General features: G+C 42.7%; 22 protein-coding genes. 12 read left to right on the top strand and 10 right to left on the bottom strand.

Annotation, left to right across the window (positions count from 1 at the left end):
- Nucleotides 1–2 precede the first annotated feature (2 nt).
- The 3 genes from infC to rplT all read left to right on the top strand — a co-directional run bounded on the left by infC (nucleotide 3) and on the right by rplT (nucleotide 1,205).
- Nucleotides 3–545, top strand: a complete 543-nt coding sequence (infC, locus tag JK628_RS11965; protein WP_202289801.1) for a translation initiation factor IF-3 — start codon at nucleotides 3–5, stop codon at nucleotides 543–545.
- Between the two features lie 87 nt (nucleotides 546–632).
- The gene (rpmI, locus tag JK628_RS11960) at nucleotides 633–827 is read left to right on the top strand and encodes a 50S ribosomal protein L35 (protein ID WP_005503401.1); all 195 of its coding nucleotides are present in this window, start codon (nucleotides 633–635) and stop codon (nucleotides 825–827) included.
- An 18-nt stretch (nucleotides 828–845) separates the two neighbouring features.
- Nucleotides 846–1,205, top strand: a complete 360-nt coding sequence (gene rplT, locus JK628_RS11955) for a 50S ribosomal protein L20 (protein ID WP_076411664.1) — start codon at nucleotides 846–848, stop codon at nucleotides 1,203–1,205.
- A gap of 229 nt (nucleotides 1,206–1,434) precedes the next feature.
- Here the strand turns inward: rplT and trxB are convergent, their stop codons facing one another.
- Nucleotides 1,435–2,388, bottom strand: a complete 954-nt coding sequence (gene trxB, locus JK628_RS11950; protein ID WP_202284757.1) for a thioredoxin-disulfide reductase — start codon at nucleotides 2,386–2,388, stop codon at nucleotides 1,435–1,437.
- Between the two features lie 266 nt (nucleotides 2,389–2,654).
- On the opposite strand from trxB, the gene JK628_RS11945 reads away from it, so the two are divergent.
- The 3 genes from JK628_RS11945 to JK628_RS11935 are packed head-to-tail and all read left to right on the top strand — an operon-like array spanning nucleotide 2,655 to nucleotide 4,417.
- Nucleotides 2,655–3,782 carry a M14 family metallopeptidase gene (locus JK628_RS11945; RefSeq protein ID WP_202284756.1) on the top strand — a complete coding sequence of 376 codons (1,128 nt, stop codon included), beginning with the start codon at nucleotides 2,655–2,657 and terminating at the stop codon, nucleotides 3,780–3,782.
- 39 nt (nucleotides 3,783–3,821) lie between these two features.
- The gene (locus JK628_RS11940; protein ID WP_202284755.1) at nucleotides 3,822–4,139 is read left to right on the top strand and encodes a zinc ribbon domain-containing protein; all 318 of its coding nucleotides are present in this window, start codon (nucleotides 3,822–3,824) and stop codon (nucleotides 4,137–4,139) included.
- Entirely contained in the window at nucleotides 4,136–4,417 is a 282-nt protein-coding gene (locus tag JK628_RS11935) for a YeaC family protein (RefSeq protein WP_202284754.1), read from the top strand. Before JK628_RS11940 ends, JK628_RS11935 begins: the two co-directional genes overlap by 4 nt.
- Before the next feature lie 71 nt (nucleotides 4,418–4,488).
- On the opposite strand, the gene ansA is transcribed toward JK628_RS11935, so the two are convergent.
- Both ansA and sppA read right to left on the bottom strand, forming a co-directional pair.
- Complete coding sequence (ansA, locus tag JK628_RS11930) at nucleotides 4,489–5,505, bottom strand: asparaginase (protein ID WP_202284753.1); 1,017 nt, start codon at nucleotides 5,503–5,505, stop codon at nucleotides 4,489–4,491.
- A gap of 113 nt (nucleotides 5,506–5,618) precedes the next feature.
- Nucleotides 5,619–7,460, bottom strand: coding sequence for a signal peptide peptidase SppA (gene sppA, locus JK628_RS11925; protein WP_202284752.1), 1,842 nt, complete (start codon nucleotides 7,458–7,460; stop codon nucleotides 5,619–5,621).
- Nucleotides 7,461–7,615: 155 nt separating this feature from the next.
- On the opposite strand from sppA, the gene JK628_RS11920 reads away from it, so the two are divergent.
- Nucleotides 7,616–9,631, top strand: a complete 2,016-nt coding sequence (locus JK628_RS11920) for an oxidoreductase (protein WP_202284751.1) — start codon at nucleotides 7,616–7,618, stop codon at nucleotides 9,629–9,631.
- A 54-nt stretch (nucleotides 9,632–9,685) separates the two neighbouring features.
- A complete protein-coding gene (locus tag JK628_RS11915) occupies nucleotides 9,686–10,204 on the top strand; it encodes a YciI family protein (RefSeq protein WP_237524003.1) in 519 nt (172 codons plus the stop codon).
- Between the two features lie 20 nt (nucleotides 10,205–10,224).
- On the opposite strand, the gene yfaE is transcribed toward JK628_RS11915, so the two are convergent.
- From yfaE to ubiG, 5 genes are all read right to left on the bottom strand, one after another.
- Nucleotides 10,225–10,593: a class I ribonucleotide reductase maintenance protein YfaE gene (gene yfaE, locus JK628_RS11910; protein WP_202284750.1), complete on the bottom strand. Its 369-nt coding sequence runs from the start codon at nucleotides 10,591–10,593 to the stop codon at nucleotides 10,225–10,227.
- Nucleotides 10,568–11,698: a class Ia ribonucleoside-diphosphate reductase subunit beta gene (gene nrdB / locus JK628_RS11905; protein WP_202284749.1), complete on the bottom strand. Its 1,131-nt coding sequence runs from the start codon at nucleotides 11,696–11,698 to the stop codon at nucleotides 10,568–10,570. Before nrdB ends, yfaE begins: the two co-directional genes overlap by 26 nt.
- Before the next feature lie 74 nt (nucleotides 11,699–11,772).
- On the bottom strand, nucleotides 11,773–14,061 hold the full coding sequence (gene nrdA / locus JK628_RS11900; protein WP_202284748.1) for a class 1a ribonucleoside-diphosphate reductase subunit alpha: 2,289 nt from the start codon (nucleotides 14,059–14,061) through the stop codon (nucleotides 11,773–11,775).
- A gap of 403 nt (nucleotides 14,062–14,464) precedes the next feature.
- The gene (locus JK628_RS11895) at nucleotides 14,465–15,160 is read right to left on the bottom strand and encodes an HAD family hydrolase (protein WP_202284746.1); all 696 of its coding nucleotides are present in this window, start codon (nucleotides 15,158–15,160) and stop codon (nucleotides 14,465–14,467) included.
- Nucleotides 15,153–15,863 (bottom strand): bifunctional 2-polyprenyl-6-hydroxyphenol methylase/3-demethylubiquinol 3-O-methyltransferase UbiG, encoded by a 711-nt coding sequence (gene ubiG / locus JK628_RS11890; protein WP_202284744.1) that lies wholly within the window; start codon nucleotides 15,861–15,863, stop codon nucleotides 15,153–15,155. Before ubiG ends, JK628_RS11895 begins: the two co-directional genes overlap by 8 nt.
- Nucleotides 15,864–16,154: 291 nt before the next feature.
- Here ubiG and gyrA point away from each other — a divergent pair, with 291 nt between their 5' ends.
- Complete coding sequence (gyrA, locus tag JK628_RS11885) at nucleotides 16,155–18,857, top strand: DNA topoisomerase (ATP-hydrolyzing) subunit A (protein WP_202289799.1); 2,703 nt, start codon at nucleotides 16,155–16,157, stop codon at nucleotides 18,855–18,857.
- Nucleotides 18,858–19,218: 361 nt separating this feature from the next.
- On the opposite strand, the gene JK628_RS11880 is transcribed toward gyrA, so the two are convergent.
- Nucleotides 19,219–20,382, bottom strand: a complete 1,164-nt coding sequence (locus JK628_RS11880) for a serine hydrolase domain-containing protein (RefSeq protein WP_202284742.1) — start codon at nucleotides 20,380–20,382, stop codon at nucleotides 19,219–19,221.
- A 262-nt stretch (nucleotides 20,383–20,644) separates the two neighbouring features.
- Here JK628_RS11880 and serC point away from each other — a divergent pair, with 262 nt between their 5' ends.
- Nucleotides 20,645–21,736, top strand: coding sequence for a 3-phosphoserine/phosphohydroxythreonine transaminase (serC, locus tag JK628_RS11875; RefSeq protein WP_202284740.1), 1,092 nt, complete (start codon nucleotides 20,645–20,647; stop codon nucleotides 21,734–21,736).
- A 66-nt stretch (nucleotides 21,737–21,802) separates the two neighbouring features.
- On the opposite strand, the gene JK628_RS11870 is transcribed toward serC, so the two are convergent.
- Nucleotides 21,803–22,993, bottom strand: coding sequence for an amino acid aminotransferase (locus JK628_RS11870; RefSeq protein WP_202284738.1), 1,191 nt, complete (start codon nucleotides 22,991–22,993; stop codon nucleotides 21,803–21,805).
- Nucleotides 22,994–23,423: 430 nt separating this feature from the next.
- On the opposite strand from JK628_RS11870, the gene aroA reads away from it, so the two are divergent.
- Together aroA and cmk are read left to right on the top strand one after the other, a co-directional pair.
- Complete coding sequence (gene aroA, locus JK628_RS11865) at nucleotides 23,424–24,704, top strand: 3-phosphoshikimate 1-carboxyvinyltransferase (protein ID WP_202284737.1); 1,281 nt, start codon at nucleotides 23,424–23,426, stop codon at nucleotides 24,702–24,704.
- A 180-nt stretch (nucleotides 24,705–24,884) separates the two neighbouring features.
- Nucleotides 24,885–25,577 carry a (d)CMP kinase gene (gene cmk, locus JK628_RS11860; protein ID WP_202284736.1) on the top strand — a complete coding sequence of 231 codons (693 nt, stop codon included), beginning with the start codon at nucleotides 24,885–24,887 and terminating at the stop codon, nucleotides 25,575–25,577.
- Nucleotides 25,578–25,592: the final 15 nt, after the last annotated feature.

The raw sequence follows: 25,592 nt of genomic DNA, 5'->3' as shown, positions 1-25,592 counted from the left end.
TCATAAAGATCAAAAAAACAGCAGGGCGCCAGGCGGCCCCGAATAGAATTAACGAGCTCATCACTGGTGTTTCAGAAGTCCGTCTTAACGGTCTTGACGGTGAGCCATTAGGTATCTTGACTATTAGAGAAGCACAAGAAGTTGCTGATGAAGTCGGTGTTGATTTAGTAGAGATCAGTCCTAATGCCGAGCCGCCGGTTTGCCGTGTAATGGACTACGGTAAGTTCCTTTTTGATAAAGCGAAAGCTCAAAAGGAACAAAAAAAGAAGCAGAAAATTGTACAGGTGAAGGAGATCAAATTCCGTCCCGGTACAGATGAAAACGATTACCAGGTAAAACTACGCAACCTGACTCGTTTTCTAGAAGACGGCGACAAAGCGAAAGTAACGCTTCGTTTCCGTGGTCGTGAGATGGCTCACCAAAGCCTAGGTATGGATCTTTTGAACCGTATCAAAGCTGATTTGGAAGTAATTGCAGTCGTGGAGTCTTTCCCTAAAATGGAAGGTCGCCAAGCTGTTATGGTTCTCGCGCCGAAAAAGAAATAGTAAGGCAACCTTAAAAGTAACAGGGGTCTTTTGAAAGTCTCTGTTCGCCTTGCGTTTTATTAATTGTCCCAATGCGGAGTTTTAGCAATGCCTAAAATGAAAACAGACAAGGGTGTAGCGAAGCGTTTTAAGAAAACCGCCAATGGTTTTAAACGTAAGCAAGCCCATTTACGTCATATTTTGACCAAGAAGAGCACTAAGCGTAAACGTCACTTACGTGCGAAATGTTTAGTATCTAAAGCTGACATGCCTGCGATTGCACGTCAACTACCTTACGCTTAATTAAAGGAGCAAAGAACAATGCCTAGAGTTAAGCGTGGTGTAACCGCTCGTGCTCGTCACAAGAAAGTACTTAAATTAGCCAAAGGTTATTACGGAGCTCGCTCTCGTACTTACCGTGTTGCAGTTCAGGCTGTAACTAAAGCTGGTCAATATGCTTACCGTGACCGTCGTCAGAAGAAACGTCAATTCCGTCAACTTTGGATTGCACGTATCAATGCGGCAGCTCGTCAAAATGGTCTGTCTTACAGCCGTTTCATTAATGGTTTGAAAAAAGCCTCTATTGAAATCGATCGTAAGATCCTAGCTGACATCGCTGTTTTTGATAAAGTTGTATTTACAACTTTAGTAGAAAAAGCAAAAGAAGCTTTAGCTAAGTAATTAGTTTTTGATTCTTGTAAAAAGGGAGCCCTAGGGTTCCCTTTTTTGTATCTGAAATTTGTCTGATATTGATATTCGCAGTTGGTAAACGTAACTAGGTGATGTTTAATTCGAGGCTAAAGAGCATTGCCCGATAGGGAGTTAGTTCATAGAAGGCAGCAAGTATCAGAGCTTAATTGCGGATACAAAAAAGCAGGCTTCGAGCCTGCTTTTTAAAGAAACAATTAACTTACGTCTTTGCGTCTAAGTAACGCTCAGCGTCAAGTGCAGCCATACAGCCGGTACCTGCGGATGTAATTGCTTGACGGTAATGTTGATCCATTACATCACCCGCAGCAAATACTCCCTCTATGCTTGTTTGAGTCGCATTACCATTAAGGCCACTTTCTACTTTAATATAACCGTTATTCATCTCTAACTGGCCTTCAAACATGCCGGTATTTGGGCTGTGGCCAATTGCGACGAATACACCTGCAACTTCTAAGTCTCTAATGGCTCCATCTTTGGTGCTTTTCATCTTAAGGCCTGTTACGCCCATAGCATCACCAACAACTTCGTCTAGCGTATTGTCTAGGTGTAAGATGATATTACCGCTCTCAACCTTGTCCATCAGACGCTTAGTTAAGATTTTTTCACTGCGGAAACTGTCACGACGGTGAATAAGGTGAACTTCAGACGCGATGTTACTCAGGTAAAGCGCTTCCTCAACAGCGGTGTTACCACCACCAATCACAGCCACTTTTTGGTTACGATAGAAGAAACCATCACAAGTAGCACAAGCTGATACGCCACGCCCTTTAAAGGCTTCTTCTGACTCAAGACCTAAGTACATCGCTGAAGCGCCCGTAGAGATGATAAGCGCATCACATGTGAACTCGCCGTTATCACCTTTTAACTGGAAAGGGCGTACGTTTAAGTTAACTTCATTGATGTGGTCAAAAATGATCTCTGTCTCAAACTTTTCTGCATGCTTTTGCATACGCTCCATCAGCGCAGGACCGGTAAGATCATCTGCATCACCTGGCCAGTTTTCAACTTCAGTAGTCGTCGTAAGTTGTCCACCTTGCTGCATACCGGTGATCATCACTGGCTTTAGATTGGCGCGAGCGGCATATACTGCGGCAGTGTAGCCAGCAGGGCCTGAACCCAGAATAAGTAAATTACAATGTCTAGCTTGGGTCATTTGTTTCTCCGTCCTTTTACGAATGCACTGTCTATCAAGGGAGGTTTATTCCCTCTATCTCTTCCAATTGCAGCGATTGTATGGAATTTACAGTTGTGGGTAAAGCTCTGTATTAAGAGAACACTGCAACGGAAAGCTTACACAGCGTCGATTTTTAGTGGTTTTTACACAGTTTTGGCTGCTCCTTATCACATTTTGGTTTATTCTATAGCGCAAAGATTGAAATCGAGCTGGATCACAGCCTAAAACAGTAGAAAGGAAGTGTTATGCGTATTAGCGCGAATTTTGATGGCGGAAACATAAAAGTAATCAATGCCGACAATAAAGACGATGTACAGCTGGCTATTCGTCCGGATGAGGGGGGGGAGTTTTTCCAGTGGTTTAACTTCAAACTTGACGGTGTCGTAGGCACTCAGTACACGCTTAATATCATTAATGCTGATAAAGCTTCTTATGTAAAAGGTTGGGATGATTACCAAGCAGTAGCGACTTATGACAGACAAAACTGGTTTAGACTGCCAACAACATATCAAGACGGCAAGTTAACTATTTCAGTTGATCTTGATTGCGACGCCATTCAAATCGCTTATTTTGCACCCTACAGCTACGAACGTCATCAAGACCTGTTAGCTGCGGTACAAGTTCATCCACAAGTGAGCCTTGAGCATTTAGGCCTGACTTTGGATGAGCGTGATATGACCTTGATTAAAGTAGGCGACGGTGATGAAGAGAAAGCAAATATCTGGATCACTGCACGTCAGCATCCAGGTGAAACCATGGCTGAATGGTTGGTAGAAGGATTGATCAACAATCTGCTTGATAGCGACTGCCCAACGGCAAAATCACTGTTAGACAAAGCCAACTTCTATATTGTACCGAATATGAATCCAGACGGCAGTGTTCGTGGACATCTACGCACGAATGCGGTCGGCACAAACCTTAACCGTGAATGGCAATCTCCGTCGTTAGACAAAAGTCCTGAAGTATTTTATGTGGTCAATAAAATGAAAGAGACCGGCGTTGATCTTTTCTATGATGTGCATGGTGATGAAGGCCTACCTTATGTATTCCTTGCGGGTTGCGAAGGCGTCCCTGCTTACACCAAAGAAGATGCGGTTCGTCAGCAGGCATTTGTAGATGCTTTGCAGATGGTTAGCCCAGATTTTCAAACTAAATTTGGCTACGATAAAGACGCGCCAGGTCAGGCGAATTTAACCGTTGGTTCAAATTGGGTTGCACATACGTTTGGCTGCCTTTCTAATACCCTAGAGATGCCATTTAAAGATAACGACAACATGCCCGATTTAATGGCTGGTTGGTCACCTGAGCGCTGTATATACTTAGGTGAAGCGTCTTTAATCGCAATGAACGCCGTTGTTGATAAATTAAAGTAAGTTGTACATTCACTAATAGAGTATTGAGGTTGTAAGAAGATGGCATTAGTTAAGTGTCCTAGCTGTGGCGAACGCATTTCAAGCATGGCCAAAGAGTGCTCGCATTGTAAAGCTAGTATTTCTGCCAACAATGAAAACCTGCAGCTGATTAGTCATATAAAGCGATCAAACCAGCTAATGAATCAAAGCTTTTTAGCGTTAACGTTATTTATTGGTGGGGTGGTCACCTGGTTTTGGGGCGGAGAGCCTGCTGAGGGAACTCGCTCAATTATTGCAGCGTCAGCCTTTACGCTTGGTTTTGTGGGCTATTTGATTACTCGATTGCAAATCGTGCTTCATAAACGGAAAAAAGTATGACCGATATAAATAAAGTTATTGATGAAATGCCAGCTGACGTTTATCAGCGCTTATTGAGCGCGGTAGAGTTAGGTAAATGGGAAGATGGCACCGTGCTAACACAAGAGCAACGCGCATCGACTCAACAGGTGGTTATGCTTTATCAGGCTAGAAAGCTAAAACAAACCGACCACTTCACTATTAATAGTAAAGGTAGTGTGAATGAGCTAACGAAGTCAGAGTTGAAGAAGCAGTTCAAAGGTGAGTCTATCGCTGAGTTTCAAGAAAAAGAGTTGTAATTTAAAAATTAAAACCCTGTTCTAATATATTAGAACAGGGTTTTTTGTCTTTGTTTTAACTGGCTTTTTGGTTAATCTTCAGTTAACTCACCAACGATAGATGTTTCCATAGCTGTACGAATAGCAGCTGGTGTGAGATTTTTTGATAATAAATAATGTAACTTAGCCAGAGCTGCTTCTGTTGTCATATCGTAGCCACTAATCACTCCAGCCGTTGCCAGTGCATTCCCCGTCGCATAACCGCCCATATTAACCTTACCCTGCAAACATTGAGTTAAATTGACCAGAACTATACCGCGGTCATGGGCATCACGTAGAGTTTTAAGTAATGCCGGTGTTTGTGGTGCATTTCCAACACCAAAGGTTAGCAATATAAGCGCTTTTACTGGTTGCTGTAATATATTGGCGAAAATTTCTGTATTGATACCTGGATAAAGAGTGACAACACCTATTGGTTGCGGGCTGATATCAATGACTTCAAGCTTTTGGTTAGCATTTTCTTCTGCGCGTTTGCCTGCATGCCAGCGGATCTTAATTCCCGCCTCTAACAATAACGGAAAGTTTGGCGACGCAAACGCATTAAAGCCATCAGCATGGGCTTTAGTGGTGCGGTTGCCTCTAAACAGTTTATTGTTAAAGAATAAGCACACTTCAGCAACTGGGTAATTAGCTGCGATATAGAGCGCGTTCAACAAATTAGTTTGCCCGTCTGAGCGCAGTTGTGCCAGCGGGATCTGTGATCCTGTAACGATTACCGGTTTAGATAATCCTTGTAACATGAACGATAAAGCCGAAGCTGTATAAGCCATGGTATCGGTGCCATGCAAAATGACAAATCCATCGTATTTGTCATAGTTGGCTTTGATGTCATTGGCAATCATCTGCCAATCAGTCGGTGCCATATCTGATGAGTCAATAAGGGGCGAGTATTCGCTAATGACGAAATCAGGCATCTCCTCATGATAAAATTCAGGCATAGCTTTGATGCATTCAGTCAAAAAACCTGCAACAGGGGCAAAGCCCTGTTCCGTTTTTTGCATACCTATGGTACCGCCTGTGTAGGCTACATATATACAGCGTTTAGTCATGTTGGTTTTGCTTTTGAAGACAGTAGGGTGATTATAAAGGTGCGGATATAATAAAGCCCAGTAAAACTGGGCTTTATTTAGTAAAACTTTAGTTATCGTTCAAGCTTGATGACTTAGTCACTGCAAGTATCGCAGTAAAGGTAGACACCATTAGGGTCATCAAAGGTTTGTAATGTTTGAGCAACTGTAGAGAATTGTCCCAAAAGTTGATCCAAAATGGTCGTGTTTGTCAGACTTTGTGGCATGTGTACCGCCGCAGTAGCAAACATCTCTTGAATAAACAGATCTTGCGGTGATAGTTCTTGTTCAATAACCTCTGTATCGAAATGCTCCATTGATGCCATATCAGCGGCTCGTGATACTGCCTCTTGCAGATCACCAATTTCATCAACTAGACCCAGTTCAAGCGCCTTACGGCCAGTCCAAACTCGTCCTTGTGCAATGCTATCGACCTCTTCAAGACTCATATTACGCTCTTTAGCGACTAATGAAATAAAGTCCTTATAACCGCGTTCAATATGACGTTGAATGATAGCGCTAATTCCGGGAGAGATCCCTTTGGTGACAGAAAATCCGGCCCAGTCGGAAGTCGCTACGCCGTCGGTATGTACCCCAATACTTGCTAATGAATCTTCAAAAGTCGTGACCATTCCAAAAATACCAATAGATCCTGTCAACGTTGTTGGAGTTGCATAGATATAATCAGCACTTGCTGATATCCAGTATCCACCAGACGCTGCATAACTCCCCATACTGACAACCACCGGTTTATTTGCGGTTTTTAGAGCCAACACCTCTTGGCGGATCTGCTCTGAGGCAAATGCACTGCCGCCAGGACTATCGACACGAAGTACGACCGCTTTAACTGAATCGTCAAAGCGTGCTTTACGTAACAACTTTGCGGTACTTTCACCACCAATTTGTCCAGCGGGTTGTGAACCATTCATAATGTTGCCTTTAGCAACGATGATGCCGACCTTATTGTTAGATAAGATCAACGGATGGCTTGCGGTTACTGAAAGGTAGTCGTAAAAATCGATCTGTTTGAAGGATTCTCCATCAGCAGATTTACCGACGGAATCGACCATGCTCAGGCGAAAATCCTCGGCTGTTTTTAGCTTATCTACCCATTTCATGTTCAGTGCCATCTGACTAGATTGGCCTTCAGCCTTATCGAGTTGGGCTAAATAGTCCTCGGCGGTTAAAGATAAACTACTGGCAGTGATATCTCGGTTTTCCCCGACTGTGGTGCTATAGCTTTGCCATAAATCATTTAGTAGTGCTAAGTTAGCTTCTTTAGCAGCGTCTGACATGTCATCACGAATAAAGGGCTCTACTGCTGACTTAAAGGTGCCGACACGAAATACATGAGCTTTAATTTTAAGCTTATCGAGTGCTGATTTAAAGTATTGGCGGTAACGTCCTAAGCCTTCAATTTCAACACTGCCTTGTGGGTTTAAGTAGATGCTGTCGGCAAAGCTGGCGAGAAAGTATTGATTTTGGCCGTACCAATTTGCGTGTGCAACAATCGGTTTGCCCGATGCCTTAAAGTTGTTTAGTGCATCACCGATTGTTTGCAGCTTACTCATACCGGTTCCACGTAGGTGTCCTAGGTCGAGTACGAGTTGGCTTATGCGTTTATCTGAGGCCGCATTGTTTACAACATCGAGTACGTCTGCTAATAGGATTTCACCATCAGCATCTTTACTATTGCCACTTTTCATTGCAGCTTCAAAAGGGTCAACTCGGCGTTTTTGATCGACGATTGAGCCTGATAGGTTTAAAACCAGTGCTGAACCATCTTCTACTTTTATACTCTCTTCACCGCTTAACGCTACGATGAGGGCAATGATAATGCCGAAAAATAATAAGTTTAAAAATAGTTTTCTTGTGCCGTTAATTACATTCCAGCTAAGCAGGAACATCCTTTTAAATATTGAGGGTTTAGCGGGCATCAGCCACTCCTTTGAATCCGAATTGTGACAATGCTAACTGAAAACCGTGACGAAAGGAAAATTCAATTGTAAAGGAATCTGATCAGTCACTTATTGAGCTTATGGTTTACACAAGGTATGCTGGATTAAATCACTTGTTTAAAAAGGATGTTTGAATGTCGTTTCCGCATTTATTAGAACCCTTAGATCTGGGTTTTACCCAGTTAAAAAACCGCGTATTGATGGGCTCGATGCATACGGGTTTGGAAGAAGAAAAGGGCGGTTTTGAGAAACTGGCAGCGTTTTATAAAGAGCGGGCACAAGGTGGAGTAGGTCTTATCGTTACCGGTGGGATCTCACCAAACCTACGGGGGCGTTTGGCACCCAATGCTTGTCAGTTGAGTTTTCCTTGGCAAGTGAAGAAACACACTACAGTGACTAAAGCAGTGCATGAAGCTGGCGGCAAGATCTGTATGCAGCTACTGCACGCCGGGCGTTACGGTTACCATCCATTCTCGCAAGCACCGAGTAAAATCAAATCTCCTATTACCCCTTTTACGCCATCAAAAATGTCTACAAGGCAGGTTGCAGGCACGATTAAAGATTATGCGAACAGTGCTGCTTTAGCGCAAAAGGCGGGCTATGACGGTGTAGAAGTGATGGGGAGTGAAGGTTATTTAATTAATCAGTTTGTCAGCTCTCGCACCAATAAACGCTGTGATAAATGGGGCGGCGTATTTGAAAATAGGGCGCAGTTCCCGCTTGAGATTGTCAAACAGATCCGCGCCAAAGTGGGTACAGATTTCATTATCATTTTTAGACTGTCGATGCTCGATCTTGTTGACAATGGCTCAACCTGGGATGAAGTTGTACAACTGGCAAAATGGTTAGAAGCTGCTGGCGTTACCATTATTAACACCGGTATAGGTTGGCATGAAGCACGAGTCCCTACAATTGCCACAAGTGTGCCTCGTGGCGCGTTCGCTTGGGTGACAGAAAAGCTGATGAAAGAGATGTCTATTCCGCTTATTGCGACCAACCGCATTAATACTCCGGAAATAGCTGAATCCATCATTGCGTCGGGCCAAGCAGATATGGTGTCAATGGCACGACCTTTTTTAGCTGATGCTGATTTCGTCAATAAGGCGGAAGCAAATACACCTGAGCTTATCAATACCTGTATTGGCTGTAATCAGGCATGTCTTGACCATACTTTTGCGTTGAAACGAGCGACTTGTCTAGTAAATCCTCGTGCGTGTTACGAAACAGAGCTTAACTTCACCCCAGCTAAGCTTAAAAAACGCATCGCCGTTATGGGAGCGGGACCTGCAGGAATGGCGTTTTCAATATATGCCGCGAGTCGTGGTCATGAAGTGGTCCTATTTGAAGCTAAATCTGAAGTCGGTGGACAATTTAACTTAGCTCGTAAGATCCCTGGTAAAGAGGAATTTAATGAAACAATTCGTTATTTCCTTCATCAGATAAAACTGCATAACATTGACCTTCGCCTAAATACTCGGCTCGATGCCAGTGTGGCGAGAGATGAAAAGTTTGATGAGATAGTGATGTCATCGGGGGTAAAACCTCGTCCACTCAATTTACCAGGTTTTGATAATGACAAAGTCGTTGATTATCAACAAGTACTCAATGGTGAAGTGGAAATAGGCCAAAAAGTGGCTTTGATTGGTGCTGGCGGCATTGGTTTTGATATGGCGCACTATTTATGTGAAGAAGAATCCACTACGCTCAATCCTAATAAATGGTTAAAGCAGTGGGGTATCGATAAAGAGTACCAAACGCCGGGTGGCTTAACTGAACCGGTCAGAGAAGGTAAGCACAGAGAAGTGGTGTTACTGCAACGAAAAACCACCAAAATGGGTAAAGGGCTGGGTAAAACTACGGGCTGGATCCACCGTTCTGTATTAAAACAACATCAAGTAGCGATGAAAACTGGCGTTTCCTATCAAAAATTTGATGATGAAGGTCTACACATAACCGTTAATGACAAGGCAGAGGTGTTAGCCGTCGACAACGTTGTACTTTGTGCCGGACAAGTGTCAAATACTGAGTTGGTTGACGAGATGAAAGCAACAGGTATACCAGTGCATCTTATCGGCGGGGTAGATGTGGCCGCTGAGCTTGATGCTAAGCGTGCTATACGCCAAGGAGCTGAGTTAGCTATAGCGCTTTAAGTCGATCCCGAAAGAGCCTGTTTAACTCCTTTACTGGGTTAAACAGGCTTTTTTGTGACTGATGACTTATGTTTAGATAAACAATTAAAGGATCCGGCTATGTTTAACCAAATGAGTAAAATGTTCATTGTTGTAGCGACGTTCGTTGTTTTTCCTCCTAATCTGTATGCCGAAGAGGCTAGTAACCCAAATTACGATGCTGATCGGGCCGCTAATGCAGGAGCGGATCAATATGGCATGAAACACTATGTTATGGCTTTTTTAAAACGAGGTCCAAACAGAGATAGGACTGAAGAAGAAGCAAAAGCATTACAAGCAGCACATATGGAAAATATAGGCAGGTTAGCTGATGAGGGGAAATTAGTATTAGCAGGTCCGTTCATAGGAGATGGCGAGGTTAGAGGAATTTATATATTTGACGTCACCAGTGTAGAGGAGGCCAGAGCTCTGACGGCGACAGACCCTGCAATAGAAGCGGGAAGTTTAATTATGGAGCTTCAGCCGTGGTACGGCACAGCGGCGTTGACTGAAGTAAACAAACTGCATGCTTTAATGGCTGAAACGTTGATGTAGTAAAACTGTAAGAAAAGAGCTTAATCAATAGTTTCACTTGCGCGATGTTGTTTATGTTTAGCGACTCGAACTACAACTTCGGCACCGTCTCCTGAAAGATCTAAATTAATATCAGTATTTGGAATACAACAACATGGCAGGCATTCATCCGCTGCTAATGTCACTAGTGGTTCAGTTAAGTAGCTAACTGAACCACTAATTACCTTAGTTTTACACTGTCCGCAAAAGCCATTTCTACATTCTGAAAAGGTTGTTACTTTTTTCTGCTCCAACGCTTCAAGCAAGGTCAGGTGCTGTTGATTAAACAACAGCACTGGTTGGCCTTGCAGGCTAACGATAGGCGCCTTTTTAAAACTGGCGTTGTTAAAGGTCAAAGTCAGAGAACTCATCTTCTTCAATAGAGGCATCAATTTGACCGACTAAATAAGATGAAACTTCTACTTCCTGAGGCGCCACTTGGACAGCATCACTTTCTAGCCAGTTTTTCATCCAGGGCAGTGGGTTCGTTTGTTCTGCATATGGAGATTCAAAATTAACCGCCTTCATGCGCTCATTAGTAATGTACTCGACATACTGGCAAAGAATTGTCTCATTTAGACCAATCATTGAACCATCTTTAAATAGGTATTTTGCCCATTCTTTCTCTTGTTCTGCTGCTTTGACAAAGATGTCGATAGCAGTTTGCTCACACTCTTTAGCAATTTCAGCCATTTCAGGATCGTCTTTACCTGCATGCATGATTTTTAAAATGTGTTGCGTACTGTTTAAGTGTAATGCTTCATCACGGGCAATAAGACGAATGATCTTAGCGTTGCCTTCCATAACATTACGTTCAGCAAAAGCAAATGAGCAAGCAAAACTAACGTAGAAGCGAATGGCTTCAAGTACGTTAACTGACACCATACATAGGTAGAGTGCTTTCTTTATTTCACGCTTTGTCACTTCAATGACTTCACCATCAATTTGATGATTTCCTTCACCGTGCAGGTGAAATGCTTGGCTAAGTTTGATTAGCTTGTCGTAATAGGCTGCAATGTCCGTTGCACGTTTCAGGATCTCTTCATTCTGGACGATATCATCAAATACTATGGATGGGTCGTTAACGATATTACGGATGATATGTGTGTATGAACGAGAGTGAATAGTCTCGGAGAATGACCATGTCTCAATCCATGTTTCTAGCTCTGGCAAAGATACCAAAGGTAAGAATGCCACATTTGGTGAACGTCCTTGAATTGAATCAAGCAAAGTCTGGTATTTTAAGTTCGAAATAAAGATATGCTTTTCATGTGCTGGTAACGCAGCATAATCAATCTTATCTTTGCTGACGTCGACCTCTTCTGGACGCCAAAAGAATGAAAGCTGTTTTTCAATAAGCTTTTCGAAAACTTCATATTTTTGCTGATCGTAACGTGCAACATTTACCGACTGCCCGAGAAACATCGGTTCAAGCATTGCATTATTGGGTGTTTGACAAAATGTAGAGTAGGCCATTTTTCTATCTTCCGATAATGGGGGCAAGCCCCCTTTAATTAACGTTTAAATACGAGTGATAAAATCCGCTGGATTTATATCTTACATGCGCCGCCTGCACAGTCGTCATCTTCGACTTCAATGGCAGTGATATCGTCATGACTATCTGAAGCTCCATCACGCGTATTGTGATAGTAAAGTGTTTTTACACCGTATTTGTAAGCAGTCAATAGATCCTTTAGTAGTACCTTCATTGGCACTTTCCCGCCATCGAAGCGACCTGGATCATAATTGGTGTTGGCTGAAATAGATTGGTCAACAAACTTCTGCATTAAACCAACTAACTGTATGTAACCGTCGTTGTTAGGCATCTGCCATAGCAGTTCATAACTGTGCTGGTACTTATCAAAATCGGGTACAACTTGCTTAAGCTGACCGTCTTTACTTGCTTTGACACTAATTAAACCACGTGGTGGTTCAATACCATTCGTTGCGTTAGAGATCTGTGAAGATGTCTCAGAAGGCATCAGTGCAGACAGGGTAGAGTTACGCAAGCCGTGGGTCTTAATCTCTTCGCGCAACGTTTCCCAGTCCATATGTAATGGCTCATCACAGATCTTGTCTAAATCGCGTTTATAGGTGTCTATTGGCAAAATGCCCTTAGCGTATGTCGTTTCATGGAATGATGGACATGCACCTTGTTCTTTCGCAAGATTGTTAGAGGCTTTTAGTAAATAGTACTGAATAGCTTCAAACGTTTTATGGGTAATGCTATTGGCTGAACCATCAGAATAACGTACACCTTCTTTAGCAAGGTAATTGGCGAAGTTGATAACACCTATACCGAGTGTACGGCGATTCATCGACGCCTTTTCTGCTGAGATAATTGGGTAGTCTTGATAATCTAACAAGTTATCCAGTGCTCGCACGGCAAGATCTGCTAATGGCTCAAGCTCTTCAAGCCTTTTAATCGCACCCAAGTTCAACGCAGATAGCGTACAAAGGGCAATTTCACCCTCTGAGTCATTGATGTTATTAAGTGGCTTAGTTGGTAATGCAATTTCTAAACATAAGTTAGACTGACGAACAGGAGCTACTTTTGAGTCAAATGGACTGTGTGTATTGCAGTGATCTACGTTTTGAATATAGATACGGCCCGTAGAGGCACGCTCTTGCATCATCAATGAGAATAGTTCTACTGCTTTAATTTCTTGCCTGCGGATACTCTTGTCTGCTTCGTACTTAAGGTAGAGACGTTCAAACTCATCTTGATCTTCGAAGAACGCATCGTACATGCCTGGCACGTCCGACGGGCTGAACAAGCTGATCATCCCGCCTTGGATTAGACGCTGATACATTAACTTGTTAATTTGAACACCGTAATCGAGATGGCGTATGCGATTGTCATCAACACCACGGTTGTTTTTAAGTACAAGTAACGATTCAACTTCTAAATGCCAGATAGGGTAGAAGAGCGTCGCCGCACCGCCACGAACACCACCTTGTGAACAAGACTTAACAGCAGTTTGGAAATACTTATAAAACGGTAAGCAGCCGGTATGGAATGCTTCTCCCCCGCGAATAGGGCTACCTAGTGCACGAATACGACCCGCATTCACGCCAATCCCGGCTCTTTGCGATACGTATTTAACAATCGATGAAGAGGTTGCGTTAATAGAGTCAAGGCTATCACCACATTCAATAAGTACACATGAACTAAACTGACGGGTTGGAGTACGTACACCCGCCATAATCGGTGTTGGTAGCGAAATCTTAAAGGTTGATGTCGCATCGTAGAAATCTTTGACGTACTTAAGGCGTGTTTCTTTTGGGTATTTTGCAAATAAACATGCAGCGACCAAAATATAAAGAAACTGTGCACTTTCGTAAATTTCATGGGTGACACGGTTTTGAACTAAATACTTACCTTCTAGCTGCTTAACGGCTGCATAAGAGAAGTTCATGTCACGCCAATGATCGATGTAGCTGCCTAATATTTCGAGCTCTTCGCGGCTATAGTCTTGCAGTATGTGTGCATCGTATTTGCCAAGCTCTACGAGTTTAACTACATGGTCATACAGCTTTGGTGGTTCAAATTGACCAAATGCTTTCTTACGCAGATGGAAGATCGCCAATCTAGCAGATAAAAACTGATAATCAGGTGACTCTGGGGATATTAAATCTGCTGCGGCTTTAATGATAGTCTCGTGGATCGCTTCAGTTGGGATCCCTTCGAAAAACTGTAGGTGAGAACGTAGTTCAACTTCTGACACTGAAACATTAGTCAGTCCCTTTGCTGCCCATTCAATAACGCGATGGATTTTATCGAGATCGATGGTCTCACGTTCGCCACTACGTTTTGTGACTGTCATATTACTATTCATTAAAGATAAACCTTGGTTCTTATATTGATGAAAGTGACCTGAATGAGGTGCACCGTACATTTCCCTGTAAACAATCTAAGCAAAACCATAAAACAGTGGCCTGCTATTTATTGACACAAACTGCTAAATAGTGCCTGCGATTGCCACTAACACACAATATATAGTGTTTTTAAAATTCTTAGGTACAAGATAGTGAGGTTATTGATTATTTGCAAGTACGAATTATGGGTACAAGTTGTGGATATCTTGAGGATAATCTCGGCAGTTAGTAACAGCTAACCCTTAAAGCTTGTTTTGATTTGACTTCCTAGCAGTTGCTGAATATATAGCCGACAAAAAAAGCTTCTGAAGATCGCAGGATCCTTGAGCGATCTTCTTAGATCATTTCACTAAGAGATACACCTTATTCATTAAGTTGATCTTTGAGCCAAATGGTCAGTGCGTCGGGATCATCAAAGTTAATGTCAGATGGCCAAGTGCTAATATTGTCATTAGCGCCGATATAGCCCCATTTAGCTAAACCAGCAACCATATTGCTTGCCCGTGCTGCAACCATATCTCGCTCAGCATCACCGAGATAAAGTATGTGGTCTGCACTAACACCCATCTGTTGAGCCGCGAGTAGCATAGGGGCGGTATGAGGTTTTGAATAAAACGTGCTATCTCCACTGACTATGGCTGACATTTGCTTATCTAAACCTAATTTAATCAACAATGGCCGAGTAAAACGCGCGGGTTTATTAGTGACCACACCAACAGGGATATCATGGCGTGTTAACAAACTCAGAAAAGGCCTGAGCCCATGAAATAAATCACAGTTGTTGCCGTTAATCTTTTCATAATTGTCTAGCAGGGCTAATTGCACCTGAAGCTGAATATCCTCGCTTGCGTCAGGAAGCGCCGCTTGAACCATTGCTAGGCTGCCGTGGGAGGCTGAATTACGCAATTGGTTATAGGTTACTGTCGAGTAGCCCTGTTCGTGAAGGCTAATATTAAGCGCATCAACCATATCTGGAGCTGTATCAGCAAGTGTGCCATCAAGGTCAAAAAGCACCGCTTTAATGGGTCGGTGCTTGAAAGCGCAATTTTTATCAGTCATTTTTTACTGTCGCAATCATGTAGTTGACTTCTAAGCTTTTAGTGTACCTAAAAATATCAGTAATGGGGTTATAGGTTATCCCTACAGCGTCTTTACAGATAAGCTCGGCGTTATCCGCAAGACCAATAAGTTCAGAAGGTTTTATAAACTTATTATGATCATGGGTACCAACAGGTAACATTTTCAATAAGTACTCTGCGCCAAGAATGGTTTCGACATACGCTCTCATATTTCTATTGATAGTTGAAAAGAAGACAAAGCCACCCGGTTTAACCATGTCGGCACAGGCTTGGATCACTGACCTGGGATCTGGTACGTGCTCGAGCATCTCCATGCAAGTAATGACATCATAGTGTTGTCTATGTTCATCACGATGGTTTTCAGCGGTGTTCTTTATATAATTAACCGAGATCCCCATCTCTAATGCATGTAGTCTAGCGACGTCGAGTGGTTCATCACCCATGTCTAAACCAGTAACATTAGCGCCTATCCGCGCCATACTTTCCGATAAAATGCCACCACCACAGCCGACATCAAGGACATTCTTGCCAAAAATGCCTGCTGCAGTTTGATCAATATAATTGAGGCGCAATGGATTTAAATTGTGCAGCGGCTTAAATTCACCGTTTGGATCCCACCAAGTAGCCGCCATTTTTTCAAATTTAGCAATCTCTGCAGGATCGACATTATTATTGTTTTGCACTGTAATTACCTCAGATCGATTAATTCGTCTTTTGTACTCATTATAATGATTAGTGCCAATAAACAAAGCGGATATCGTGTGGTTTTATAGGAATCGCTAAATGTGATTATAAAATACACTTATGCCTTGATTTTAATCAATAGTATTCCCTTTTTCTGCATATTTAGAATGAATGCTGTATTGGGTCTAGCGCCATGAAATAACTGTGTTAGAATGCCAAATCACGTTTTCAAGCATGGCCATTCTTATAAGCAAGAGTTGCGTGCTACATTTCAGGGGATCGAGCAGTTTATGACTGATCTGGCTTCATCTATAACACCAATTAATATTGAAGACGAATTAAAGAATTCTTACCTCGATTACGCTATGAGCGTAATTGTAGGGCGGGCACTGCCCGATGTTCGTGATGGCTTAAAGCCTGTTCATCGTCGCGTATTGTTCGCCATGAACGAATTGAAGAACGACTGGAACAAGCCTTATAAGAAATCGGCTCGTGTCGTTGGTGACGTTATCGGTAAATACCATCCACATGGTGATACTGCGGTATACGACACTATTGTTCGTTTGGCGCAGCCATTCTCAATGAGATATCCACTTATCGATGGCCAGGGTAACTTTGGTTCTGTCGATGGTGACGCTGCAGCAGCAATGCGTTATACCGAAATCCGCATGGATAAAGTTGCGCATCAGCTATTAGCGGATCTTGAAAAAGAGACCGTTGACTTTGTACCTAACTATGATGGTACAGAGTTTATTCCAGCTGTATTACCAACACGTATACCAACATTACTTGTTAATGGGTCATCTGGTATCGCAGTGGGTATGGCAACCAACATTCCTCCTCACAATATTAGTGAAGTGATTGCGGGTTGTTTAGCACTTATCGAAGATCCGGACTTATCCATTGAACAGTTGATGGAATACATTCCGGGTCCAGATTTCCCGACTGCAGCACTCATTAATGGCCGTAAAGGCATTATTGATGCTTATAACACGGGTCGTGGCCGAGCAGTTATGCGCGCACGGGCTGAGGTTGAAACGGAAGATAACGGCCGTGAGCGAATTATTGTTCACGAAATCCCATATCAAGTTAACAAAGCGCGTTTAATCGAAAAGATTGCCGAACTTGTTAAAGATAAAAAGATTGAAGGGATTAGCGGCCTACGTGATGAGTCTGATAAAGACGGCATGCGTATTGTGGTTGAGATCAAGCGTGGTGAAGTTGGCGAAGTTGTACTTAACAACTTATATGCTCAAACACAGATGCAGTGCTCTTTTGGTATCAATATGGTGGCGTTGACTAATGGTCAGCCAAAACTATTTAACCTTAAAGAGATGTTAGAGTGCTTTATTCTTCACCGTCGTGAAGTTGTTACTCGTCGTACTGTATTTGAACTGCGAAAAGCACGTGAAAGAGCCCATACTTTGGAAGCTCTTGCTGTTGCTCTTGCCAACATCGACCCTATTATTGCGCTGATTAAAGCCTCCCCAACACCTGCCGAAGCCAAAGTTAAACTGGTTGCGCAGGGCTGGGAACTTGGTCATGTTAAAGGCATGCTCGAAAAGGCTGGTGATGATGCTGCTCGTCCTGAATGGTTGGAGCCAGAGTTTGGGATCCGTGATGACAAGTACTACCTGACAGAGCAACAAGCACAGGCCATCCTTGAGCTTCGTTTGCACCGCCTTACGGGTCTAGAGCATGACAAGATCATTGCTGAATATGAAGAGTTGCTTGAAATTATTGCAGCGTTACTTCTAATTCTCAGCAGCCCACAGCGTTTGATGGAGATCATCACTGAAGAGCTTCATGAAGTCCTTGAAAACTTTGGCGACACACGTCGCACTGTGATCAATGCCAATGAAGTTGATATGAGTCTTGAAGATCTTATTAACGAAGAAGACGTTGTGGTTACACTTTCTCACCTTGGTTATGCTAAATATCAAGTGTTAAGTGATTACCAAGCGCAGCGTCGTGGTGGTAAGGGTAAAGCTGCGACTAAGGTTAAAGACGAAGATTTTGTTGAAAAATTGTTAGTGGCCAATACCCATGATACGATTTTATGCTTCTCTGACTTTGGTAAAATGTATTGGTTGAAAGTGTATCAATTACCGCTTGCAAGCCGAACGGCTCGTGGTCGTCCAATCGTTAACTTATTACCTCTTTCTGAAGGCGAACGCATTACTGCAATTCTACCGGTACGTGAGTACGCTGATGATAAGTACATTATCATGGCGACATCACACGGTACGGTTAAGAAGACTGCGTTAACTGCCTATAGCAATCCACGTGCTAACGGTATTATTGCCGTAAACCTTAAAGATGACGATCAGCTAATTGGTGTTGATATTACTGATGGTAATGACGATATCATGCTGTTCTCTAACGAAGGTAAAGTCGTTAGATTTAACGAAAAAGCTCGTAACGCCGAAACAGGTGAAGTTAAACTCGACCCTGAAACAGGCGAAGAGATTATTGCCCTGAGAGCAATGGGACGTACAGCAACAGGCGTGCGTGGTATTAAGCTCGATGATGGTCAAGCAGTTGTGTCACTGATTGTGCCTAAAGGCGATGGTGCTATCTTAACGGTTACTGAGAATGGTTACGGTAAGCGTACTTCATTGTCAGAGTATCCAGCTAAGAGTCGTGGTACTAAAGGTGTTGTTTCGATTAAGATTAGCGAACGTAATGGTGCTGTTGTTGGCGCTGTTCAAGTTGGCGATAATGACGAAATCATGCTGATCAGTGACAAAGGCACCCTAGTACGTACTCCTGCGACAGGTGTTTCTAGTATTGGTCGTAATACTCAAGGCGTGACCATTATCCGTACCGCGGAAGATGAGAAGGTCGTCGGCCTACAACGCATTGATGAAATTCAGGACGAGGAAGTTGAGCTTGATGAAGAGGGTAACCCTATCATCACAGAGCCAACCGCTGAAGCTGAAAGTGCACCAGTAGCCGATTCTGAAAAGTCAGAGCCAGATACTGAAGCTTAATTGTATCTTTTGATACAAATGCTAAAAAAGGATGCCATTGGCATCCTTTTTTATTGCTATTCTAAATCGCAAGGCGGTATTAGTGCTTTAGCACTCGGCAAAACCTGTCTAAAAGCAACAAGATTAACGCTTGTCTAAATTTGACAGCGTATCATAACTGCAGCATTAGCGGCTTTCACAACATCTGAGCTGCAAGGGTGGACGAAGTACCTTAAGCATGTCGGGAGCAACCATTACATCATTCACTGCCTTGATAACTTGCCAAAAGACAGGTTGAGTAGAACGTTATTATCCTGATTGGTATTTAAAGCCGACCTGGAAAATAGGGACCGAGTGCTAAAAGTGAGTATTCTCAATTAGATCAGTGTTTTTTATCAAGCCTGTCAGCGGTTAAGAACGCATCTCGCCAAAACTCTGCACTAAGTTTAGCGACGACTCTTGATTCACCATTAAGAAGCATAGCCATACCGATATTTAACTCCGGCGAGTAGGATATTTCTGCTACATAACCTGCAACCCATCCAGCGTGGTATATGAGAGGTCGACCTTCAAATTCATATACTCGCCAACCTTTACCATAATGTGCACTATCTAGATGGCTACGCCAATCCCGGCGGCGTAACTCTTTAGTCGTTTTTATACCGGGCGTTGTTAGATCTTTGATTAAGTCTGTAGAGATCACCTCGGGGTTCTGTCCCAAGTTTGCGATTAGCCATTTAGACATGTCAGTGATGCTGGCATTTACGCCAGCAGCTGGTGCGAGTCGGTAGTAATTTTGTTTTACCTTTACCTGCTTAAAACCGGATTTTGTTTTAACATGAGGCTCGGCTCGGTTAGTTGTTTGTTGAAACGCATTGAATCCCAATGTGGCAGATTTCATCTTTAATGGATCAAATATTCGTGTTTGCAACATTTCTTGATAGCTTTGGTTTGCTTGTTGTTCAATTGCGGATTGAATGAAAGAAAACGCCACGTTTTGATAGCCATAACAAACACCTGGATTACACATAGGTGTAATCTCTTCGAATTTGCCTATAATTTTTGGTATTTTGATATTAGCATTGACTAGGTTGTCATAACTATTCGGCCATAAACCTGTGCTATGGCCAATAATATGGCCTAAGTTAATTTGCCGTGCAGATTGCGGGTCGGCTAGTGTAAATTCTGGTAGGTAGTTAACAATGGGTTGTTGCCAATCTAGCTTTTTTTCCGCAACCAACATGCCTGCAAGGGTTCCTGCAAATGTCTTTGACACTGAAGCCAATCTAAAAACAGTATCAGCGTTAATTGCTAAGTTGCTATTTTTATCCCGTTTACCATATGTATCAAGTTTTAGTACATCGTTACCCTCAACGATGACAAAAGCGCCCCCTGGAACCTTATAACTTTTTAATTCACGGTGAAAATACTGGCCGAAGTTATCCGATAGGGTGGCATAATGAGAGGGGGTTGCGAGAGCTTGATTAAAAGATAAAAGGGCAGCCAGAGATAAAGTACTGATAAAAGCAGTAGATTTTAAAAACATTTACAGTCCAGTGTGCCGACAAAAGCTTTGTTAAAAGTAATGTCTGGTCTTAAAGAAATCAGTCAATGTGCTAAAGGCTCATTGTCTAGGGAAAATCTAATAATACTCGTTGTGTTAATGATAGTTAATACAAATTTATATTTTAATAACCGCTAACCACTAAATGTTTTTTTCATTTTAGAGACCAGACAGTTAGGCTATACTCGACTAAGTTTTACAAGAGTCGACTGTTTTTATCGATCACAATAGAAGGACAAAATCTGTGACTGCTATATATAATTTCTGTGCTGGGCCTGCCATGTTACCTAAAGCTGTTATGCATAAAGCGCAGAAAGAGTTATTAAATTGGAATGATATGGGCACGTCAGTGATGGAAATAAGCCATCGCAGCAAAGAGTTCATTGCATTAACGGAACAGGCAGAAGCTGATCTTCGATCGTTAATGGATATTCCTGCAAATTATCATGTTCTGTTCATGCATGGTGGTGGACGAGGCCAGTTTTCTGCTGTTGTTAATAACTTTCTTGGCGACGATGGGCGTGCTCTATATCTAGTCGACGGCAGTTGGTCTTCCGCGGCGGTTGTTGAGGCGAAAAAACTTGCTGGCGATAGCAATATAGATACGATTAATATAGTCGAAGTCTCAACAGGTAAAAATCGAATACAATTTCCTGATTTTTCTGTGATAGAAGAAAATTATCGTTATTTGCATTACTGCCCAAATGAAACTGTCGATGGTATCGAGGTTTTTGAGCCGCTTAACTGTCAGTGGCCGGTGATAGCCGATATGTCTTCTAATATATTATCGCGTGAAATCGATGTTAGTCAGTTTGGTCTTATCTATGCTGGAGCCCAGAAAAATATTGGACCATCAGGGTTAAGCATCGTGATTGTACGTGACGACATGTTAATGCTTCCGAGTTTGCCGCAATCTTCAATCATGGATTATAAGCTTGCAGTTAAACATGGCTCTATGTATAACACCCCGCCAACATTTGCTTGGTACCTAGCTGCAGAGGTCTTTGACTGGCTACAAGGCATGGGCGGCGTTGCTGCCGTGGAACAAATTAATATAGAAAAAGCAGAGCTACTCTATCAATGCATTGACGAAGTTGACTTTTATACTAGCGCTGTAGCTATTGAAAATCGCTCTCGAATGAATGTGACATTTCAATTGGTGAATGCTGAACTTGATAGTGTGTTTCTTGAACAAGCAAAAAATGCAGGTTTAGTTGCTTTGAAAGGTCACCGCAGTGTCGGTGGTATGCGAGCTAGTTTATATAATGCGATGCCTTTAGAAGGTGTTATTGCACTTGTGGACTTCATGCGCATATTTGCTGAGCAGCACGCTTAACGTATTTCTGAGCGAAACAAAAAGAATATAAAAAGCCGCTGTTAAAGCGGCTTTTTTACTTAACAGTTAAAGCACTTTTGCTATCGACTTTGCTAAGTAGTCAACATTTCCCGTGCCGATCCCAGCGATGCTAATACGGCTAGAGTCGACCATATAAACACTATATTCACTTTGAAGTTGCGCAACTTGGGCTGGAGTAATACCGAGAAAAGAGAACATCCCTTTTTGGCGCGTAATGAAGTCAAAGTTGCGTGCAACCCCGATCTCTTTAAGCTTATTCACTAGCATAGCCCGATTACCATTGATTCGATTGCGCATCACAGTGAGTTCATCGAGCCACTCTTGCTTTAATTCTGCAGAACCTAAAATGGTTTCAACTATTGCGGCGCCGTGTGCAGGCGGCATTGAATAGATGCAGCGCACAACATAAAGCAGTACTGAAAATGCAACATCGCTAGCTGCAGCGTCCTTACCTATAATAGAACAGGCACCAATGCGCTCACGATATAGGCCAAAGTTTTTAGAGCAAGAACTACATAAAATCATGTTGCTAACACTTGCTGCCATTTTTCTAACGCCGTAAGCGTCTTCATCAACACCGTCACCAAAACCTTGATAAGCCATGTCAATTAATGGAGTGAAGCCTTGCTCAACAGTCAGCTCAATAATGTCATCCCACTGCTGCTGATTAAGATCCATACCACTCGGGTTATGACAGCATGCATGTAACAATACAACATCGTCGCTACCAACTTGAGATAAAGTGGCTTTCATTTCATCGAACTTGAGTGATTTAGTATCGTGATCATAATATGGGTAGATCTTAACCGTGATCCCAGCAGCTTCAAATAACCCAGTATGATTAGCCCAAGTTGGATCGCTAACCCATAGCACTGAATTAGGATTACAACGTTTGATAAAGTCAGCAGCGACTCTTAATGCACCGGTCCCACCGGGGGTAGATACTGTTCGTACCCTATTGCTAAGAATGGCGGGGTTATCTATACCAAAAGCAAGCTCTGACATAAGGCGATTAAAATCAGCAGAACCGGTAGGACCGATGTAAACTTTGGTTGACTCTGTGTCTAAACGGTACTTTTCTGCCTTTTTCACGCAAGACAAAATAGGGGTGTGCCCTGATTCATCTTTATACACACCAACGCCTAAATCGACCTTTTGCGCACGGCTATCCTCTCGGTATTTCGTAAGCAGGCCTAAAATAGGGTCTGCAGGCATAGCGGTCAGTTTGTTGAACATAGCTCCATCTACCTCATGTTGATTGGCCTAATATCTACTACTAACTAGCGCCAATTTATTCATTATTATTTATTAGACCTAGGGTAACGTAAATTAGGTGTTAGTTAATAGCATTTGTGACTAATTTCATGTGAGATAAAAACGGCAAAGAAACATTCCACTTTTTTATATTTACCCCAAAAGAAACACTTTTGTTGTCGTTAAATGTTGAGTTTCACCCTCTTGAGTAACTTTTAGTGCTTAAAGGGCATTTTTTAGCAGAAAAGTGTTGAAAACTTCGTAGCAATCAGTAAATTTGTAACTACGAAGTTCAAACAATCGCTAAATTAGCCGTCATTTTGTCGTGGTGATATACAAAGCTTTTAGCATGAACATCTACTGTTAACCCGCAGGTGAGTTTGACTCCTGCAGTCATTTAAAGAAGTTACCAATGAATCAACTACGTATAGAGCCGATCACGAAAGTCAACGGAACCATTAATATCCCTGGGTCTAAGAGCATCTCAAATCGCGCTTTATTGCTAGCAACGCTAGCGGAAGGGACCACGACATTAACAAACTTACTCGACTCTGATGATATTCGCTATATGCTCGCATCGCTGAAACAACTAGGCGTAAAGTATCGACTATCGAATAACAATACCGTCTGTGAACTTGACGGTATTGCTGGCACACTTAACAGTGACGCAGCACAAACGTTATTCTTGGGCAATGCAGGCACCGCAATGAGACCTTTATGTGCCGCATTAACGTTGGGAAATGGCGAATTTACCCTTACGGGTGAGCCAAGAATGGAAGAACGTCCCATTGGGGATCTTGTCGATTCATTGCGCCAACTCGGTGCAGATGTTAGCTATTTGAAAAACGATGGTTTCCCACCATTAACGATTAATGCCACTGGACTGAGTGGCGGTAATGTAGAAATAGCAGGGGATCTGTCAAGCCAGTTTCTTACTGCACTTTTGATGGTCGCGCCTTTAGCTAAAGGTGATGTTAATATCCAAATCAAAGGTGAGCTAGTCTCAAAGCCTTACATTGATATTACCCTAGCCTTAATGGCGCAGTTTGGTGTTAATGTCAGCAACAATAACTATCAATCTTTTGAGATAAAGACCGGACAGCGCTATGTTTCACCGGGAAAAATTCTCGTAGAAGGTGATGCATCATCAGCATCTTACTTTCTTGCTGCTGGCGCAATCAAAGGTGGCGTCGTAAAAGTCACAGGCGTTGGTAAACTGAGTATTCAAGGCGACGTTAAGTTTGCTGATGTACTAGCACAAATGGGCGCGGATATAGAGTGGGGCGATGACTACATTATTGCGCGAGGCTCTAAGCTTAAAGCGGTTGATCTCGATATGAACCATATCCCAGATGCTGCAATGACAATTGCTACCGCTGCATTGTTTGCTGAGGGAACGACGCATATTCGAAATATTTATAACTGGCGTATTAAAGAAACAGATCGCCTTGCTGCAATGGCAACTGAACTGCGTAAAGTGGGCGCTATTGTAGATGAAGGGCATGATTATATCAGCGTAACTCCGCCTACTAAGCCAAATACCGCGAATATTGACACATATAATGATCACAGAATGGCAATGTGCTTTTCAATGTTGGCATTTGCCGATTGTGGCATCACCATTAATGAACCAGAGTGTACCTCTAAAACCTTCCCCGATTATTTTAATCAGTTCAATGCTCTTGCCGAATAGTTTTTCCGCACTAATACATTAGGTTATGTGGTTCAAACTTTCGTGATAAGTTTGAACCACTGCTTAAGCTGAATCCTTAATATTTGAATTAGATGCCGCTTTCTTATGTTATTTGGTTTATAATGCGCGCGCTCATTTTCAGTTATATCAAGGAAGACGGAATTTCTTGTGGAGGATTTTATGTCAGAACGGGCTCCTGTTGTCACTGTTGACGGCCCTAGCGGTGCGGGAAAAGGTACTATTAGTCATTTGCTTGCAGAGAAATTAGGCTACAAGTTGTTAGACAGTGGTGCTATCTACCGCGTATTAGCACTCGCTGCTATTCATCACAACGTAGAACTTGATAATGAAGAATCATTAACGTTACTTGCTGCGCACTTGGACGTGCAATTCATTACAGGTAACGGCAGTAAAGGTATTAAAGTGGTACTTGAAGGCGAAGATGTATCGACAACGATACGTAGCCAAGAGTGCTCGAACGCGGCTTCAAAAGTAGCCGCATTTCCGCGTGTTAGAGAAGCATTGTTGCGCCGCCAACGTGCATTTGCTGAAACACCAGGCTTGATCGCCGATGGGCGCGATATGGGAACGGTAGTGTTCCCTGCAACGCCAGCGAAACTTTTTTTAACCGCCTCTGCAGAGGAAAGGGCGCAAAGACGCTATAATCAGTTGCAGGACAATGGCTTCGATGTTAAAATCGATCAGCTTTTGTCTGAGATAAAAGAGCGTGATGACCGCGATATGAATCGTAGTGTCGCTCCTTTGGTTCCTGCCGAAGACGCGCTGATTATCGATACGACTGATATTGATATCGAAGATGTGTTGGAGCTTGCTCTAACGCATATTCATAAAAAGCTTCAAGTACCTGCGTAAGCGGGTATTTAACTA

The sequence above is a fragment of the Shewanella sp. KX20019 genome (assembly GCF_016757755.1).
Classification (GTDB): domain Bacteria; phylum Pseudomonadota; class Gammaproteobacteria; order Enterobacterales; family Shewanellaceae; genus Shewanella.
The sequence above is the reverse complement of the archived record's forward strand: the minus strand, read 5'-3'. Positions and strand labels throughout refer to the sequence as shown.